This is a genomic window from Pseudomonas sp. GW-45, from assembly GCF_056896675.1.
Genome location: NZ_CM167674.1, coordinates 3,632,277 through 3,648,867 on the forward strand (window position 1 = coordinate 3,632,277; position 16,591 = coordinate 3,648,867).

The 16,591-nt window shown below is 59.2% G+C and carries 13 protein-coding genes; 8 read left to right on the top strand and 5 right to left on the bottom strand.

Annotation, left to right across the window (positions count from 1 at the left end; genetic code table 11):
- The first annotated feature begins 102 nt into the window (after window positions 1-102).
- The gene (locus tag AC1XYH_RS17150) at window positions 103-579 is read left to right on the top strand and encodes a DUF3592 domain-containing protein (protein ID WP_483324326.1); all 477 of its coding nucleotides are present in this window, start codon (window positions 103-105) and stop codon (window positions 577-579) included.
- A gap of 355 nt (window positions 580-934) precedes the next feature.
- Here AC1XYH_RS17150 and AC1XYH_RS17155 read toward each other — a convergent pair whose 3' ends face one another.
- Entirely contained in the window at window positions 935-2,293 is a 1,359-nt protein-coding gene (locus tag AC1XYH_RS17155; protein WP_483324327.1) for an amidohydrolase family protein, read from the bottom strand.
- 557 nt (window positions 2,294-2,850) lie between these two features.
- On the opposite strand from AC1XYH_RS17155, the gene AC1XYH_RS17160 reads away from it, so the two are divergent.
- Window positions 2,851-3,867, top strand: a complete 1,017-nt coding sequence (locus tag AC1XYH_RS17160) for an isopenicillin N synthase family dioxygenase (RefSeq protein WP_483324328.1) — start codon at window positions 2,851-2,853, stop codon at window positions 3,865-3,867.
- A 538-nt stretch (window positions 3,868-4,405) separates the two neighbouring features.
- On the opposite strand, the gene AC1XYH_RS17165 is transcribed toward AC1XYH_RS17160, so the two are convergent.
- The 3 genes from AC1XYH_RS17165 to trpB all read right to left on the bottom strand — a co-directional run bounded on the left by AC1XYH_RS17165 (window position 4,406) and on the right by trpB (window position 7,616).
- Window positions 4,406-5,443 carry a hypothetical protein gene (locus tag AC1XYH_RS17165; RefSeq protein ID WP_483324329.1) on the bottom strand — a complete coding sequence of 346 codons (1,038 nt, stop codon included), beginning with the start codon at window positions 5,441-5,443 and terminating at the stop codon, window positions 4,406-4,408.
- 173 nt (window positions 5,444-5,616) lie between these two features.
- On the bottom strand, window positions 5,617-6,405 hold the full coding sequence (trpA, locus tag AC1XYH_RS17170) for a tryptophan synthase subunit alpha (RefSeq protein ID WP_483324330.1): 789 nt from the start codon (window positions 6,403-6,405) through the stop codon (window positions 5,617-5,619).
- On the bottom strand, window positions 6,402-7,616 hold the full coding sequence (trpB, locus tag AC1XYH_RS17175; protein WP_483324331.1) for a tryptophan synthase subunit beta: 1,215 nt from the start codon (window positions 7,614-7,616) through the stop codon (window positions 6,402-6,404). Before trpB ends, trpA begins: the two co-directional genes overlap by 4 nt.
- A 98-nt stretch (window positions 7,617-7,714) precedes the next feature.
- Here trpB and AC1XYH_RS17180 point away from each other — a divergent pair, with 98 nt between their 5' ends.
- The 5 genes from AC1XYH_RS17180 to fhuB all read left to right on the top strand — a co-directional run bounded on the left by AC1XYH_RS17180 (window position 7,715) and on the right by fhuB (window position 13,342).
- Window positions 7,715-8,611, top strand: coding sequence for a LysR family transcriptional regulator (locus tag AC1XYH_RS17180; RefSeq protein WP_483324332.1), 897 nt, complete (start codon window positions 7,715-7,717; stop codon window positions 8,609-8,611).
- Entirely contained in the window at window positions 8,608-9,672 is a 1,065-nt protein-coding gene (locus tag AC1XYH_RS17185; protein WP_483324333.1) for an aminopeptidase, read from the top strand. The genes AC1XYH_RS17180 and AC1XYH_RS17185 overlap by 4 nt, the downstream gene beginning before the upstream one ends.
- Window positions 9,673-9,736: 64 nt before the next feature.
- Window positions 9,737-10,507, top strand: a complete 771-nt coding sequence (locus tag AC1XYH_RS17190; RefSeq protein ID WP_483324334.1) for an ATP-binding cassette domain-containing protein — start codon at window positions 9,737-9,739, stop codon at window positions 10,505-10,507.
- Window positions 10,504-11,373 carry an ABC transporter substrate-binding protein gene (locus AC1XYH_RS17195; RefSeq protein ID WP_483324335.1) on the top strand — a complete coding sequence of 290 codons (870 nt, stop codon included), beginning with the start codon at window positions 10,504-10,506 and terminating at the stop codon, window positions 11,371-11,373. Before AC1XYH_RS17190 ends, AC1XYH_RS17195 begins: the two co-directional genes overlap by 4 nt.
- Complete coding sequence (gene fhuB, locus AC1XYH_RS17200) at window positions 11,366-13,342, top strand: Fe(3+)-hydroxamate ABC transporter permease FhuB (protein WP_483324336.1); 1,977 nt, start codon at window positions 11,366-11,368, stop codon at window positions 13,340-13,342. Before AC1XYH_RS17195 ends, fhuB begins: the two co-directional genes overlap by 8 nt.
- A gap of 526 nt (window positions 13,343-13,868) precedes the next feature.
- Here fhuB and AC1XYH_RS17205 read toward each other — a convergent pair.
- Window positions 13,869-14,765 carry a LysR family transcriptional regulator gene (locus AC1XYH_RS17205; protein WP_483324337.1) on the bottom strand — a complete coding sequence of 299 codons (897 nt, stop codon included), beginning with the start codon at window positions 14,763-14,765 and terminating at the stop codon, window positions 13,869-13,871.
- 106 nt (window positions 14,766-14,871) lie between these two features.
- Between AC1XYH_RS17205 and AC1XYH_RS17210 the strand changes: the two genes are divergently transcribed.
- Window positions 14,872-15,882, top strand: coding sequence for a zinc-binding alcohol dehydrogenase family protein (locus AC1XYH_RS17210; RefSeq protein WP_483324338.1), 1,011 nt, complete (start codon window positions 14,872-14,874; stop codon window positions 15,880-15,882).
- Window positions 15,883-16,591 lie beyond the last annotated feature (709 nt).

Sequence of the window (16,591 nt, forward strand, 5' to 3'; positions counted from 1 at the left end):
GATCAAAGGGTTGGCAAAGACGTTTTGTGTTCGCAATATCGAAAGCACTTGTACATCGCCTAGCAAGCCAGGTTCTTTCTAATCTCTTTCATATTTGAAAACATGCCAAGCCCATATTTAGAAATATTCATCGTTTTGTGTACGGAGCTGATTGCAATTATTTGCGCGCTGGCATATTTCGGCGGCATCTGGGATCTCTATAAAGCTTGGGATTCGAGTGAATGGAAGGAAACCAAAGGTCGTATTTTGTACTTTGGAGTGACCACAAGTGACGAGGGTGACGGTCCGGCTACGTACCACACGACAATTGAATACAAGTACATCGTGGATGCTCAAATATACCGTTCGAGCGAGGTCGGTTTTCTCGGAATGCGGGCGGCAACGAAGCGAAATGCGGAGGCGCTCATAAAACATCTCAGAGAACCTGGAGACCTGTCAGTTTTCTATAACCCCAGAAAGCCGCAAGAATCAGTGTTATTGCCTGGGCTTAGCAAGGGCCACATTCTTTCAGGTGCGTATGTTTCAGGGGTTACCTGTTGGGTCCTGTACGCGCTGTTTCAGGTGTGGGTCAAAACTTGATCGTGCCCATGCTCCAGCGTGGACACGGTCATCGCCGTCCAGTTCGACATCCTGAGGAGCGAATATCATGGATCACGCACGGACCCCAAGTCCCCGTCTGCACGGGCGAGTAGCACAGAGCTGCCGGGGAAAAGGTGCGCGCGGTGTCTGAGCGAAGCGAGTTTGCGCGTGCCCCCGGCAGATCGAGCAACGCAGCGAACCCGCAGGGCCGTGCAGTTGGGGTGGCCTAGGGGGTGCAGGGGGAAATGGCCAAGCATTTCCCCCGCTCGCCATCAAGGCGAAAAGCTGACTTGAACCATCAGCACCGCTGCCGAATTTGGCCTCGTAAAGGCTTGGCCGATCGCGACAAGAGCGATCAACTCCGAATCAACTGCGCCACCGACTCCTGCACCCGAGCCGTCAACTCCGCCTCATCCAGCCCACAAATATCGCCATTCTCAATAGCTGGCCGGCCCTGAATAAAGCTGTACTTCACACTCACCGGCTCACCACACATCAGTGGCGCGGTCAGCGGGCTATGTACACCGGCGAATCGCGGCTGGTTGATGTCGTAGAGCACCAGATCGGCGGCCATACCTACGCTCAGCTCGCCCACATTATCCAGGCCCAGCAGCTTGGCACCGTTGCGGCTGCCCCAGCCCAGCACCTTTTCCAGCGTGGTCGCATCCGGGCCGTTGACGGCGCGGTGAATCAGCCATGCCATGTTCAGTTCCTGCAGCATCGAGCCGGATTCGGCCGAGGCGGAGCCATCCACGCCCAAGGTGATGGCCATACCGGCTTTCTCCATGGCGATGGCCGGGGCGATGCCGCTGCCAAGACGGCAGTTCGAGGTGGGGCAATGAGCGATGCCGGTGCCAGTGCTGGCGAGGCGGTCGATGATGTAGTCGTCGCAGTGCACCAAATGGGCATACCAGACGTCGTCGCCCAACCAACCGCAATCAGCGGCGTGGTCTACGGCGCGCTTGCCGTACTTCTTCAGCGAGGCAACTTCGTCAAAGCCAACTTCAAGCAGGTGCGAATGCATGCCTAGCTTGTGCTCGCGGGCGTAGTCTGCCTGTGCGCGCAGCCCGTCCGGCTCGCTGGAATGGATCAGGCTGGTCGGTGCGACCACCAGCTTGCGCATGGCGTCGCCACCGTCCTGATGGTAACGGGTGCGGCTGGCGTCCAGCCGTTCGATGATCTGGTCGATGGTTTCCGGGGTGATGCCGTGCTCGATCATGCCGTGGTGGCTGCCCACTTCGGTGGCGCTGCCCCGGCAGAGTACCAGGCGCATGCCCAGTTCGTCGGCCGCTTGCCACACGGCGTCTTCCAGCTCTGGGCTAGTGCTTGCGTGGTATAGGTAGTGGTGGTCCGCGCAGGTGGTGCCGCCGGAGCGCAGTAGCTCATACAGGCCCAGCCGGGCGGCGTGGTACATCAGCTCGGGAGTGACCTTAGGCCAGTAGCGATAGGGCACGGAACCCAGCCAGTCGTTCAGGTTCTGGTTCAACCCCTCCGGCACGCCCTTCATTATCGACTGGGCGAGATGGTGGTGGGTGTTTACCAGGCCAGGCCAGACCACACAGCCTGCGGCATCAATGATCTGCTCGGAATGGTCAGCAAGTGGCTGCAGATTGCGGCCCATCTCGGTGATCTTGCCAGCGCTGATGCGTATATCGCGCGCATCGCTCTGGGTTGGGGAAAAAATTGCGGTCGCGTTCTTGATCAGGTACGCCATATAACTGCTCCTCTAGCCAGCCAAAGAGCAATGTCCCGGAGCCTAGCCCCTGACCGCTTCTACTCTAGTACACGTGCGGGTAAAAACAGCCGGGTATAAGCCCAGCCAGTTGTTTGCTAGCAAGCTGGTGCAATTTTCTAACCAACCTTTCATTAGGCTACAAGCTCAGTAAATAGGCGCTTGCCGCTGTTATGTGCAGAGATATAAGAGCAAAAATGGTGCAAGTGGTCAGCTTTCTGTGCAAAGCCGGTGCAGTGCTTCCATGCGTCTTGTACGGGGTAGTTTGCGAGTAAGCCAGAGCAGCTATGGTCTTGGTATGAAAAACACAATTTGGCCCGATAACTGCTTGATAAAATCAGCCGCCGGATTATCCTCGGCAATGTGAGTAGAAGCTGTCAGGGGGCATTACCCCAGGTCATTGCTCAGTTTACGGTCGGACGATGCGCGTTGCGCAGCGGACAAGCCGGACTGACAGGCCACAGCCTCCCTTCCGACATTGCCCCCGCACGCCATTCTCCGCCCCTTGCGCCCACACGGGCACTACTCGGAGATTCAAGATGACAACTACCTCAACAACCCCTGAATACGGGCTGAAAGAACTGCAGCTGGAAACCACTTTCGGCGGCATGGGCAAAGAAACTGCGCGCACTATTCCACTGATCGACCTCAGCGATTTTGAGAATCGCCGTGCAGAGATCACCGAGCAACTGTGGAAAGCCGCGACTGAAGTCGGCTTCTTCCAGTTGGTCAATCACGGTCTGGACGTCAAGCTGGTGCAGAGCGCCTTTGAGTTGTCCGAGGCCTTTTTCAGCCTGAGCCAGGAACAGAAAGCGGCCTTCCCGCTGAAAAAGGGTCTGAACACCGGTTGGGAATTTATGTCCCAAGTGCGCCCTTCCACGCGCACGGCCGATCAGAAAGAATCCTTTCAGATTACCCTGCCGCACATGGATGATCTTTGGCCGAACCAGACAGTGGTGCCGGAATTCCACCGCATCATGCTGGACTTCGAATACCGCGCCTGGCTGTTAGGCATGGACGTGCTGTCCTGCTTCGCCGAGCGCCTGGGCTTTTCGCGTAACTTCTTTACCGAAGCCCATGACCGCCGTCAGCCCGATTACCAAAGCACCCTGCGCTTGCTGCACTACCTGGCCATGCCCGAGGAAGATCAGGACGAAAGCCTCTGGCGCGCCGGCGCGCATACCGACTTTGACTGCCTGACCATGGTGTTCCAGAAGGAAGGTCAGGGCGGTCTGCAAGTTAGCCCCGGTAAAGATGCTGAGGGCGCTGGCGACAATCGTGAGTGGAGCAGTGTGGTGCCGCGTAACGACATCATCACCTGTAACATTGGCGACATGCTGATGCGCTGGAGTGACGATCAGCTCAAATCGACGCTGCATCGGGTGCGCATGCCCAAGCCGGGTGAGTATCGCGGTCCGCGTTACAGCATGGCGTTCTTCTGTCAGGCCAATAAGAACGTGATTATTGAGAGTCCGGCCGGTAAGTATCCGCCGATTTCGGCTGCTGATTATTTGCTGCAGCGGATCCAGGCGAACTTTGCTGAGGCCAAGAAGTAGGTTTTGGGCTTTGGCGTAAGGGCTGCTTCGGTAGCCCTTTTTTGTGGGTTGGGTTTGTGGTGGACCGCTTTCAGAATGGCGTTTTAGGGAAGTTATGGTTTCTTCTTCTCGCGCGCTTTTCGCCTTGCTGGCGAGTCCCTTTTCTTTGCTTGCCCAAAGAAACGGAACCCAAAGAAAGGGCACCCCCAGCCAAGCTGGCCTGCGGCTTCTCTGCGTTACTCGGTGTTGAGCGCGCCTGCGGAACTCGTCGCTATGCTCCTCAGACTAGGCGCCCCCAACATTCCTCGGCTTAATCGCTCAACCCCTGCGTTACTCGACAGCTTGGAAGGGGGACGAAAGGCCGGAGCTCGGAGTCCTGTCGGGCTTGGTTGTTTGATCGAAACTTGAACATCAAAACCGAAGGGCCGCGCAGCTGGGTGCCCCGGGGGATCTCTAAGGGGGGATGGGCAAGCATCCCACCTTGGCTCGCCTAGAGGCGAGAGCGTAAGTCAGCCAAGCTCAGGGGCCAATCTCAAAACAGATAGCAAAAAATTGATCACTACAGCGCGCTGATCTGCATAAAAGCAGAAACCCCTGAACCTACCAAACATCCACTAACCAGGGTGATAGCTAAAAACCGCCATACCAACGCGACCTGATGCCTATCAACCGCGCCGAGCAGTTTCAGTAACAAGCATATCCAGAATGCAAAAATGGCGAGTATTGCCAACAAAGCCACAGCGGGGTTGCGAAAGCTCGCGATCAGACCGCTAACCAGTAACCCCAATATGGGCCCAAGCACGCAGCTCCCATACCAGAAAATCTGAGCATAACTGAGTTGCCCACGAGCAAAATCGCTGATTAAAGCGGTGACACGCTTTACAACAGAATGCCGATCGGGTTGTTGCCAGGCGACCAGCTGTCTGCCCCAGTGGCGCAAGGGCAATACGGCAATCAGGCTGAAGCCGAGCGTGTCGAGTGGGCTGGCGTAAAATGCGTAAAAGGGTCGAATCAAAATGCCGACAATAGCGGTTGGCCACTCGCCAACACTTAGATGTAACGCCACTGTGAATACCCAGCTGTAAACCAGAGACCAAGCCACCACCATGAGCGGTAATGTCCAAAGACTCGTGCGGCATAGGGCGTGTCGTAGCATCACGAAAGTGACAACAAAGCTGATTATCGGCGTTATTAGGAATTGTAGTTGACCAGTAGTGGACGCAGTCCCTGCTGCATCGGTTAGCGTATTGGCATTAGCCAACTCAAGATACAGCCTTTCAATGGCTCCTATGGCTAGGCCCAAGGCAACCACCCAAATCAATTTAACCAGGGCTGCTTTGCGGTATGTTGGCTGGGTCGCGATAGCGAGTTCGACGCTAGCAAGGGCCAAGGCTCCCATGCCTAAGAGCACCGCTGCGGGTGTCTCTAACCAACGGAGCTGACTATCGTAGGGGCTTGAGGTTGCGATCAACAAAAAACAGCAGCCAAACACCAGCAACTGAACGGTGAGCGATCGAGCAATAATCCATGCTAATGATGCGGGCTCTCGCTTATCTCGCTGAGAAGCCAACTGCGGTTGCGTGTCTGTTATGTCCATCAGTACCTATCCCTACCCATAAAAGTCGGCGGGGACTATACATTTGAAAGACGCGTGCGTCATGCCGGTCTAATCGTGACCTCGATTGCTTCATGTTGGCAGCATAGGGACAGGGTGAATGGCGTATCACCCTGTCCTGTACGCGAAAGCAGCGGGGTAACCCGAACGCAAGTTTAGCGCTGCATTGCTCCCGCCAACCCCCGCGTCAACTCCAGCGCCGCCGCCTCACCCCCGTTAAACATCGCTTCAACCAAAGCCGACCCCACTACAACCCCAGTAGCGGTGCGGGCAAAGGCGGCAGCCTGCTCCGGCGTACGAACCCCAAAGCCTACGCAGATGGGCAAGTCGCTCTGTTTGCGTATGTCGCTCAGCGCCGCATCTACTACGGCATTGTCTGCCTGCCCTACCCCGGTTACGCCATTCAGCGACACGTAATAGAGAAAGCCACTGGCATTGGCCAACACGCGTGGCAGGCGTTTGGCATCGGTGGTTGGGCTGGCCATGCGAATCATGTCCAAGCCCAGGTCCCGTGCCATGGGGCCCAGTTCGTTATCGTGCTCAGCCGGCAGATCAACAATCAGCAGGCCATCTACGCCAGCGGCGTGGGCATCGTTTAAAAAGGCTTCGGCGCCGTAACGGTGGATCGGGTTGTAGTACCCCATCAATACCAGCGGCGTGGTTTGATCCTTTGCGCGGAATGCGCGCACCATTTCCAGCGTCTTGCGCTGGGTTTGGCCAGCATCCAAGGCGCGTACGGCAGCAGCCTGGATGGTTGGGCCGTCGGCCATGGGATCGCTAAAAGGCATACCCAGTTCGATGATGTCGGCACCGGCGCCGGGCAACTTTTGCAGTAGCGACAAGCTGGCGTCATACCCGGGATCGCCAGCACAAATGTAGGTTACTAGCGCGGCACGATTCCGCTCAGCGCAGTCGGCGAAGCGTTGTTGCAGACGATTGCTCATGCTTGTTCCTCCATCAGGCGCAGTACGGTGGGCATATCTTTGTCGCCGCGTCCGGACAGGCAAACCACCATCAAGTGATCGCTAGGCAGGGTGGGTGCGCGGCGGGCCACTTCGGCCAACGCGTGGGCGGTTTCCAGCGCCGGGATAATGCCTTCCATGCGGCAGCAGTTGTGAAAAGCGTCCAGTGCTTGCTGGTCGGTCACCGCGACATATTCGACGCGACCTTCCTCATGCAACCAAGCGTGTTCGGGGCCAATGCCCGGATAGTCGAGCCCGGCGGAGACCGAGTGCGCGTCATCGATTTGGCCGTCTTCGTCCTGCAGCAGGTAAGTACGGTTGCCGTGTAGTACACCCGGTACACCCCCCTTGAGGCTGGCAGCATGCTTGCCGGAGTCCAGCCCGTGGCCGGCGGCTTCAACGCCGATCATCTGTACTTCCGGGTAGTCAAGAAAGTGGTGGAACAGCCCCATGGCGTTGGAACCGCCGCCGATGCAAGCTACCAGGCTGTCGGGCAAACGCCCTTCGCGCTCCAGCATTTGGCTGTGGGTTTCACGGCCAATGATCGACTGAAAGTCGCGTACCAGCGTGGGATAAGGATGCGGGCCAGCGACGGTGCCGATCATGTAAAACGTGTTATCCACATTGGTTACCCAGTCGCGCAGGGCTTCATTCATCGCGTCTTTCAGGGTGCCTTTGCCGGAGGTAACCGGGATGATTTTAGCGCCCATCAAACGCATGCGCGCCACGTTGTCGCGCTGACGCTCAATATCGGTCGCGCCCATGTAGACCACGCATTCCAATCCAAAACGCGCACACACGGTAGCCGTGGCCACGCCGTGCATACCGGCACCGGTTTCGGCGATGATGCGCGTCTTACCCATGCGTCGGGCCAGCAGAACTTGGCCGATGCAGTTATTGATCTTGTGCGCGCCGGTGTGGTTAAGCTCTTCGCGCTTGAAGAATATCTTGGCGCCACCGTATTGCTCGGTCAGGCGTTCGGCAAAGTACAGCGGGCTGGGGCGGCCAACGAACTCGGCGTTGAAGCGGTCCAGCTCAGCGATGAAGTTTGGCTCGCTGCGAGCGTCGTTGTAAGCCTGCTCCAGTTCAAGAATCAGTGGCATCAGGGTTTCGGCGACAAAGCGGCCGCCAAACTGACCAAACTGGCCCAGTGCATCGGCATCGCGGCGGTAGTTTTGGTTGGCAGATGACATAGGTGTTCCTCTAAATTGATGCGCCAAGCCTAAGGCAGACAGCGACCATAAAAAACCGATATGATGGCGCAAACCTGTGAGAAAAAGTGACATATCCCATGGCCAGAGACTTACCCTCGCTGAATGCCCTTAAAGCCTTTGAGGTCGCCGCCCGTCTGGAAAGCGTGAGCCAAGCTGCGGATGAGCTGCACGTGACGCACGGCGCAGTCAGCCGCCAGATACGTCAGCTTGAGGATGAATTGGGCGTTGCCCTGTTCGACAAGGTAGGGCGGGGTATTCAAGCTACCGTCGCCGGGCGACAGCTGCGCGATGCTTGTCGTGATGCCTTTAATGGGTTGCGTGAGGTCTGCGCCGATATTCGTCAGGCGCAGCAGCAGGCGCCCTTTCTGCTCGCCTGCCCTGGTAGTCTGCTGGCGCGCTGGTTTATACCGCGCCTCGACCGGCTGAATGCCGAACTGCCCGAGCTGAACCTGCACCTATCGGCCAGCGAAGGTGAGCTTGATCCGCGCCGCGCAGGGGTTAGCGCTACGCTGTTGTTCGCCGCCCCGCCCTGGCCGGCGGATATGCAGGTTTACCCGCTCAGGCAGGAACGCATCGGCCCGGTGTTCAGCCCGCGCTATGCCGGCGCAGCACGGTTACAGGAGCAGCCGGCGAAAGCCCTGCTGAACGAAAGCCTGCTACATACCCAGTCGCGCGCGCAGGCCTGGAGCGATTGGGCACGGCTACAGCAACTTGATCCTGCGCAGCTCAAACAGGGGCAGGGTTTTGAGCATTTGTACTACCTGCTCGAAGCGGCGTTGTCGGGTCTGGGCGTGGCCATAGCGCCGCAGCTGCTGGTGGCGGATGACTTGGCGACCGGCCGCTTGCTGGCCCCTTGGGGCTTTGTTGAAACCCAGCACCAGTTAGGCCTGTGGGTGCCGGCGCGGCAGCCGCAAGCCGCAGCGCAGCAACTCGCCGATTGGTTAACGGCGCAGATGCGGGAGCCGTCAGCATGAGATGCATTGGCCTGTTGCTAATGGTTTTATTGGTGTCGGGCTGTAGCTCATTGTCTTATTTGCACCACAGTTGGCAAGGGCAGCGCGACTTGTTGTCCCGCGCCGAACCGCTTGAGCAGGTATTGCAGGACCCGAGCACCGATCCGCAATTGGCCGAACGGTTGCGTCACGCGCAACAGATTAGAGCCTACGCCAGTGCGCATCTGCAGTTGCCAGACAACGCTAGCTACACCCGCTATGCCGAGTTACCTCGCCCCTATGCGCTATGGAATTTGTTCGTCGCGGCGCCTTTATCCATGGACGCTGTTGCGCACTGTTATCCGCTCTTCGGCTGCATCGCCTACAAGGGCTACTTCGATCAAGCCACTGCCGAAGCCGCAGCAACGCATTGGCGTGAGCAGGGCATGGAGGTTTATGTCGCCGGTATTCCAGCCTATTCGACCCTTGGTTGGTACGACGATCCGCTGCTCAGCTCCATGCTGCATTGGGATGACGACTACCTCGCCGAATTGCTCTTTCACGAGTTGGCGCATCAACAGTTTTATGTGAAGGACGACACTGCATTCAACGAGTCCTTTGCCAGCTTTGTAGGTCAGCAAGGCCTGCGCGAATGGCGCGCGCAACAGGGCTTGGATGCACTTGAAGGTGACCCGCGTGAGCTTGAGCGTGAGTTCATACAATTGCTGCTGCAGGCCCGCGAGCAACTGGTGGCGCTGTATGCCAGCGAATCCAGCGATGCCGATAAATTAACCGCCAAAGCGGCGGCTTTCAGCACGCTCAGGGCAGACTACCAGCGCTGGCGAGACGCGCACTGGCAGGGCACCGGGCCTTACGATCATTGGTTTGCCGGCGAGCTGAACAACGCCCGTTTGCTGCCGTTTGGGCTTTACGATCATTGGATTCCAGCGTTCGGCTTGCTTTACGCCCGTAGCAGCAGTTGGCCTGACTTCTACCAGCGCGTTGAAACCCTGGGCGAGCTGCCGGATGCAGAGCGCGCGGCGGCGCTGGAACAACTGCTAGAGGCCGCAGGAAAGCAGGTTTCAGCGCCTAAAGCGGATTGATAATAATTGCTATTTCGGGTAAATTGCGGCCATTGATTTCTCCCCTTTTTGCCCCGGAGCCTGCATGTTTCAACTGGAGTCCGTGACCTTTGCTGTTCCCGAACGGACGCTGTTGCAGCCGCTGAATTTAACCCTGCCACCCGGCGAGATGATTGGCCTGATTGGCCACAACGGTTCAGGCAAATCTACCTTGATCAAGCTGCTCGCCCGTCAGCAGACCGCCACCGCAGGCAGCATCCTGCTTGATGAGCGGCCGCTGCACGCCTGGGGCGAGCGCGAATTTGCCCGTCAAGTCGCCTATCTACCGCAGCAGTTGCCCGCCGCCGAAAGCCTGACCGTGCGTGAGTTGGTCGCTTTTGGCCGCTACCCTTGGCATGGCCTGCTGGGCCGCTTCAGTGTGGATGATGAGCAGGAAGTCGCGCGGGCCATGGAACTGACTGACGTTACCCGCTTCGCCGATAATCTGGTCGATACCCTCTCCGGCGGCGAACGCCAGCGTGTATGGCTGGCCATGCTGCTGGCCCAGCACACGCGCTACCTGCTGTTGGATGAACCGACCTCCGCGCTGGATATCGCCCATCAGGTCGAGGTGCTGGCGCTGGTGCACCGGCTCAGCCGCGAGCTGGATCTAGGTGTGATCGTGGTACTGCACGACATCAACATGGCGGCGCGTTATTGCGATCATTTGGTAGCCCTGCATTCGGGCCAGCTGCTGATGCAGGGCAGCCCGTCAGAGTTGATGAACGATGCGTGTTTGGAGGCTATCTACGGCTTGCCGATGACCGTCATCCCGCATCCCGACCAGCAGTCCAGCATCGCGGTTGCTCGCGCGTGAGGCGACACTGGTTACGCATCTTTGCGGGCTTGCTGTTGTGGTTGCCGCTGACCCTGCACGCCGCTAGCGAAGCGCCCTACTCACGTATCGTCACGCTTGATTGGGGCTTGGCGGAAACTCTGATCGGCATTGGCGTAACGCCACTGGCCGTCGCGGATCTGACCAATTATCGACGCTGGGTCGGCGAACCGCAGATGCCGCCACAGGTGCACAACCTGGGCTTGCGCAGCGAGCCTAATCTGGAGCTGCTCACGCAACTCAAGCCAGACCTGATTTTGATTACGCCGCAGTTTGAGGCGGCCCGGCCGCTGTTGGAGCGTATCGCACCGGTCAAAAGTCTGGCCATTTACCGGCCGGACAGCGATCCGTTGCAAACCGCCGAAGAAATTACCCGCGAACTGGCAGAGCTGACCGGGCACCAGCCGCAAGCGCAGCAATTGGTCGATGATTTTGAGCGCCAGCTTGCACGGTTGCGCGGCAAGCTGGCGGGTCAATCGCTGCCGCCTTTCTATCTCGTCAGTTTTATCGATGAACGCCACGTGCGGGTGTATGGCGAGCACAACCTGTTCAGTGCCGTGCTCGCGCGGCTGGGCCAAGAGAATGCCTGGCAGGCCGGGGATAACTATTGGGGTTATGCCCAGGCTGGTGTTGAGCAGCTGGCGGATAATCCAGACGCTGCGCTGATCTACTTCGCGCCGCTGCCGTTGAATACGGAGCAGCAACTCGCGGGCAGCAAGCTGTGGCAGCAGATGCCCTTTGTGCAGCAAGGGCGTGTCTATGCGTTTCCCCCAACCTGGCAATTAGGCGGTTTGTTGGCCGCGCAACGGTTCATGGGGTTGTTCGAGGGGGCATTGAGCGATGAATAGCGCCGCATTGCAGCCACCTTCTCGCCTCTGGCTCGCGGCGCTCTTGTTGCTGTGTATCGGCGCCGCGCTGTTCAGCCTGCATCAGCAGATGCCTTTGGCCCAATGGGGCGCGCTGATCTGGCAGCCGGATCTGAACAATCTGGATCAGCTCTTGGTGTACTACAGCTGGTTGCCGCGCCTGTGCATGGCTGTGCTGTGTGGCGGAGCACTGGGGTTGGCTGGGGTATTGATGCAGCAGGTGTTGCGTAACCCACTGGCCTCGCCTACGACGCTTGGCGTAGCGAACGGCGCGCAACTGGCATTGGCGCTGGCGACCCTGTATGCACCGACGTTGCTGGTGGCCCGCGAGTGGCTTGCGTTACTCGGCGGCGGGCTAGCCACCCTGCTGGTGTTTGCCTTGGCGCGGCGTCGTGGCTTGTCACCGCTTACGCTGATTCTGGCGGGTTTGGTGGTCAGTCTGCTGCTGGGCGCCGTCAACGTCATGCTGATGTTGCTGCAACCGCAAGGGCTGGCCGCCCTGTTCATCTGGAGCGCCGGCTCGCTCAGCCAGAATAACTGGGATGGCGTGCTCTTTTTACTGCCCCGGCTGGCCGCTGCCTTGCTGCTGATCGGTTGGCTGGTGCGGCCGCTGCGGTTGCTGGAACTGGACGACAGCGGTGCGCGCAGTCTGGGTGTGTCCTTGGCCAAGTTGCGATTGCTGGGCTTGGCCGTGGCGGTATTCATGACCGCCTGTGTGGTCAGCAGCGTTGGCGTGATCGGCTTTATTGGTCTGGCAGCACCGGCGATTGCGCGCTTGTTGGGCGCGCGTACCCTGCAACAACGCTTGCTGTGGGCACCCTTGCTCGGCGCCGCCCTGTTGTTGCTGACCGATTTCGGAGTGCAATATTTTGCCGGTAACAGCAGCGTTTTACTGCCTACCGGCGGAGTGACGGCGCTGCTCGGTGCCCCTCTTCTGCTCTGGTTGATCCCGCGCTTGCGCTTGCCGGCGGGGCGCCCCCAGTTGCAGCCCGCGACGCAGCTACCAAGGTTGCAGCGCGAGCAACCGCTGTTGCTGCTTATGGCGTTGCTGCTGCTTGGCGCGGCGGTGCTGGCGCTCTTGTTTGGGTTGGGGCCGCAGGGCTGGAGTTGGGTACTTGATCCCCAGGTTTTGCAATGGCGCATCTCACGCATCCTCGGCGCCGCTGGCGCAGGCCTGATGCTGGGTTTGGCGGGTAGCCTGCTACAAAGGCTGACCGGCAACCCCATGGCCAGCCCAGAGCTAATGGGCATCAGTGCCGGCGCAGCCATGGGCTTGATGCTGCTGTTGTTTATCTGGATAGGTGCACCGCTCTGGGCGCGCCTGGGTATGGGCTTTCTTGGCGCGCTCATAACCCTGCTGATCATCATCAGTTTTGCACGCCGCCACGCCTATTCACCCGATCGGTTGTTGCTGGTCGGCATCGCCATCGCCGCTTTGTTCGATGCGGTGAAAATGCTGGTGTTGTCGCTCAATGATCCGCGCGGCCAGAGCGTACTTAGTTGGCTATCGGGCTCGACCTACTTTGTTGAGCTGCCGACGGCCTTGATGGCGATAGCCTGCGGGGTAGCACTCTTGCTGCTTTGTCTGCCACTGGCGCGCTGGCTAACCCTCTTGCCGCTGGGTGAAAGCACCCCGCGTAGCCTGGGCGTTCCCATGCGCGCGGCGCGGTTGAGCATCATGCTAGCGGCAGCAATGCTCACCGCCGCAGCGACCTTGCTGGTCGGTCCGCTAAGCTTCGTCGGCCTAATGGCACCGCACATGGCGCGCATGCTCGGCTTTCACCAAGCCCGCGGGCAACTGCTCGCCTCAGCGCTGATCGGCGCTTTGCTCATGGTGGTAGCGGACTGGTTGGGTCGTAATATTCTGTTCCCGGATCAGTTGCCAGCTGGGTTGCTCGCGGCGCTGGTGGGTGGGGTTTATCTGATATGGGGGTTGGGGCGCAGGCGCTGAGTGTTGTGGGTGAAAGCTGCTGCCACGAAAGGCTGTCCCACACGCACAACCAAGATTTGCTTTTGCCTTACATACGACTAAACAACTGCACGGCCCCTTGGCTCGCCTAGTGGCGAAAACGGAAATGAGCTAACCACAGAGTTAGCGTGGCAGCTCGCCGTTGGTGGTTGATCGATGCTCCAGCATGAGAACGCACTACGGCGTGGATCGCGCTGATCTGCTTTTCGCCCTGATGGCGAGTCAGGGGAAATGCTTGGCCATTTCCCCCGACACCCCCTAGGCCACCCCAACTGCGCGGCCTTTCGGGTTCGCTGCGTTGCTCGGTCTGTCAGGGCCCTGCGGAACTCGCTTCGCTCAGGCTAGGCGCCCCCAACATTCCTCGGGCTTATTCCCGCCAGCACTGCGCTACTCGCCCGCGCAGATGGGGATTTTCAGTCCGTGCATTGGGTGGGCATCTGTAATACAACGCCGCAAACCCGCAAACCCGCAAACCCGCAAACCCGCAAACCCGCGCGGAATCGGGCTTCTACAACCCCTGACAAAACGCCGCCATCTCCCCAGCCAACTGTCGCAAAGCCGGATTCAACCGCCGCCGGTTGATCACCAACAACATCAACGGCGATGGCTCGCCGGTCACCTTGGGCAGTAGCCGTACTAACTCGCCGCTAGCCAGATGCTGCGCAATATCCAGATAGGATTTATAGGCGATGCCCTGCCCGCGCAAGGCCCAGCGGCGCACGGTATCGCCGTCGTCGCTGCTGCGATCTCCGCTCACGCGCAGGCTGATGGGTTCTGGCGCTTCAAATCGCCAGCGGTCGTGCAGGCTCTCACCCAGGCGAAAACACAGGCAGTTGTGCTGACTCAATTCCTGAACGGACTGTGGCTCGCCGTTGCGGCTAAGGTACTCGGGCGAAGCGCAGAGCACGCGGCGGTTGTTAGGTGCCAAGGGCAGGGCAACGAAGCTGGAGTCCTCGGGTATGCCGTAACGTACGGCCAGGTCGATGGGTTGTTGATATAGGTCGGCGACGCGGTCGCTCACCTGCAGCTCCACGCGAATACCGGGCTGGCGGGCCAGGTAGTCTTCCAGCCAGTCGAGCAGATGGCTGCGCGCCAGGTTCGAGGGCAGCGTCAGACGCAGCGTGCCGGTCAGGGTATTGGCGTCGGCTTCCAGCGCCTGCTCGGCATCGCGCAATGCCTGAAAGGCGGCGCGTGCGTGCGGCAAGTAGCGCTCCCCGGCCTCGCTCAGCCGCAAGCTTCGCGTGGTGCGCTCAAATAAACGCACCCCCAGCTGCTCCTCCAAGCGCTTGATACTGGCGCTAGCGACAGCGGGAGCTAGATTCAACTGACGGGCAGCGGCCGAGAAGCTGCCACACTCCAGGGTGTGCAGGAAAACACCCAGATCGTCGATACGTTGTATTTTCATGATTTCCAATAAAGTGATTCGCTATCAGGCATGTTTTTCTTTATGAGCTATCAAGTCAAGCTGTCTGCATGAGTTGTTACCCCATCTAAATCACCGGAGCACACACATGAAAGCAGTTGCCTATACCCAAGCTGGCGCCCTTGACCGCGCCGACGCATTAATTGATATCGAGTTGGATAAGCCCACCCCTGGCCCGCAGGATCTGCTGGTCAAAGTCGCGGCCATTTCAGTCAACCCGGTGGATGCCAAGATCCGTAGCAAGCGCCCGGCCACGGTCGATGAACCGCAGGTGATTGGTTGGGATGCGGTCGGTGAGGTGGCTGCGGTGGGCGCCAAGGTGCAGAATTTCGCGGTCGGTGATCGGGTGTTCTACGCCGGTGCCCTCGACCGTCCCGGCAGCAACGCCGAGTATCAACTGGTGGATGCGCGCATCGTCGGCCACGCCCCGGAATCACTAAGCAACGCCGAAGCGGCTGCACTGCCGTTGACTGCTATTACCGCCTGGGAACTGCTGTTTGACCGTCTCGGCGTGGCCGAGGGTGGCGGTGCCGGGCAAACCTTGCTGGTGATCGGTGCCGCTGGTGGCGTCGGTTCGATCCTGGTTCAGCTGGCACGTAATCTCACTGAGCTGACAGTGGTAGGCACCGCTGCCCGCGAAGAAAGCGCCGAGTGGGCCAAAGAGTTGGGCGCGCATCATGTGATTGATCACAGCAAGCCAATGCTGGCGCAGTTGCAGGCGCTGGGCATTGAAAGTGTCGAGTTGATTGCCTCGCTGACGCACACCAAAGACCACTACGCGCAGTACATCGAGTGCATCGCGCCCCAGGGCAAACTGGGTGTGATTGATGACTTTGACAGCATTGATATCACCCAACTGAAGAGCAAGAGCGCGTCCTTCCATTGGGAGTTTATGTTTGCCCGCAGCTTGTATCAGACTGCTGATATGGCCGAGCAGGGTGTGCTGCTCAATCGGGTTGCCGAGTTGCTCGACGCCAGTGCGTTGCGTACCACCTTGGGTGAGCATTATGGGGTGATTAATGCGGCTAATTTGATGCGAGCGCATGGGTTGTTGGAGAGTGGTAAGGCGCGGGGCAAGCTGGTGCTTGAGGGCTTCTAACTCGGAACTGATCGTTCCCATGCTCCAGCGTGGGAATGCGTCGTTAGGCGCTCCGCGTCGATATTCTGCTTACGCTCAATCGCGCAGTAGGCTGATCTGATCCGCTTTTCGCCCTGATGGCGAGTCAGGGGAAATGCGTGGCCATTTCCCCCGACACCCCCTAGGCCACCCCAACTGCGCGGCCCTTCGGGTTCGCTGCGTTGCTCGGTCTGCCGGGGATGCGCGCAAACTCGGCGCTTCGCACCTCAGACACCGCGCACATCTTTTTCCCGACAGCCCTGCGCTACTCGCCCGCGCAGACGGGGACCTGGGATCCGTGCAGTGGTCGCGTCTTGCGTCTGACCTACTCACTCGCCACCAGATCGTTCCCACGCTCTGCGTGGGAATGCATCCCCGGACGCTCCGCGTCCATACACGCTGCGGCTATCAGCTTGCGCGAGCTGTGCCCGACTGCTAGCCTTCTTCTCGCTTTACCCCATTTCCTGCATGAGTTGCATGATGAACCATTCCTTGAGCATCGTTGTTGCTGTTGTCTGCGCCCCTCCCGGCGTCGGACACGCGTGCTCGCAAGCAGTGGTTCTGTCACCGCCAGCCGCCCCTCTTCGGGTAGCCGGTGTCGTTGCTGCAGCGCCGCCTCGCGCGCTCTGAAACACCAAAACATCCTTTTTTTGTTCTTCGGCGGATAGCGCTTTTTAGCGCGTATTGACGC

Bases quoted from the DNA above. Each gene is read 5' to 3' on its own strand.
- AC1XYH_RS17190 (WP_483324334.1), top strand. From the start codon at position 9,737: ATGTTTCAACTGGAGTCCGTGACCTTTGCTGTTCCCGAACGGACGCTG.
- AC1XYH_RS17210 (WP_483324338.1), top strand. From the start codon at position 14,872: ATGAAAGCAGTTGCCTATACCCAAGCTGGCGCCCTTGACCGCGCCGAC.
- fhuB (WP_483324336.1), top strand. From the start codon at position 11,366: ATGAATAGCGCCGCATTGCAGCCACCTTCTCGCCTCTGGCTCGCGGCG.
- AC1XYH_RS17180 (WP_483324332.1), top strand. From the start codon at position 7,715: ATGGCCAGAGACTTACCCTCGCTGAATGCCCTTAAAGCCTTTGAGGTC.
- AC1XYH_RS17150 (WP_483324326.1), top strand. From the start codon at position 103: ATGCCAAGCCCATATTTAGAAATATTCATCGTTTTGTGTACGGAGCTG.
- trpA (WP_483324330.1), bottom strand. From the start codon at position 6,405: ATGAGCAATCGTCTGCAACAACGCTTCGCCGACTGCGCTGAGCGGAAT.
- trpB (WP_483324331.1), bottom strand. From the start codon at position 7,616: ATGTCATCTGCCAACCAAAACTACCGCCGCGATGCCGATGCACTGGGC.
- AC1XYH_RS17205 (WP_483324337.1), bottom strand. From the start codon at position 14,765: ATGAAAATACAACGTATCGACGATCTGGGTGTTTTCCTGCACACCCTG.
- AC1XYH_RS17155 (WP_483324327.1), bottom strand. From the start codon at position 2,293: ATGGCGTACCTGATCAAGAACGCGACCGCAATTTTTTCCCCAACCCAG.
- AC1XYH_RS17165 (WP_483324329.1), bottom strand. From the start codon at position 5,443: ATGGACATAACAGACACGCAACCGCAGTTGGCTTCTCAGCGAGATAAG.
- AC1XYH_RS17160 (WP_483324328.1), top strand. From the start codon at position 2,851: ATGACAACTACCTCAACAACCCCTGAATACGGGCTGAAAGAACTGCAG.
- AC1XYH_RS17185 (WP_483324333.1), top strand. From the start codon at position 8,608: ATGAGATGCATTGGCCTGTTGCTAATGGTTTTATTGGTGTCGGGCTGT.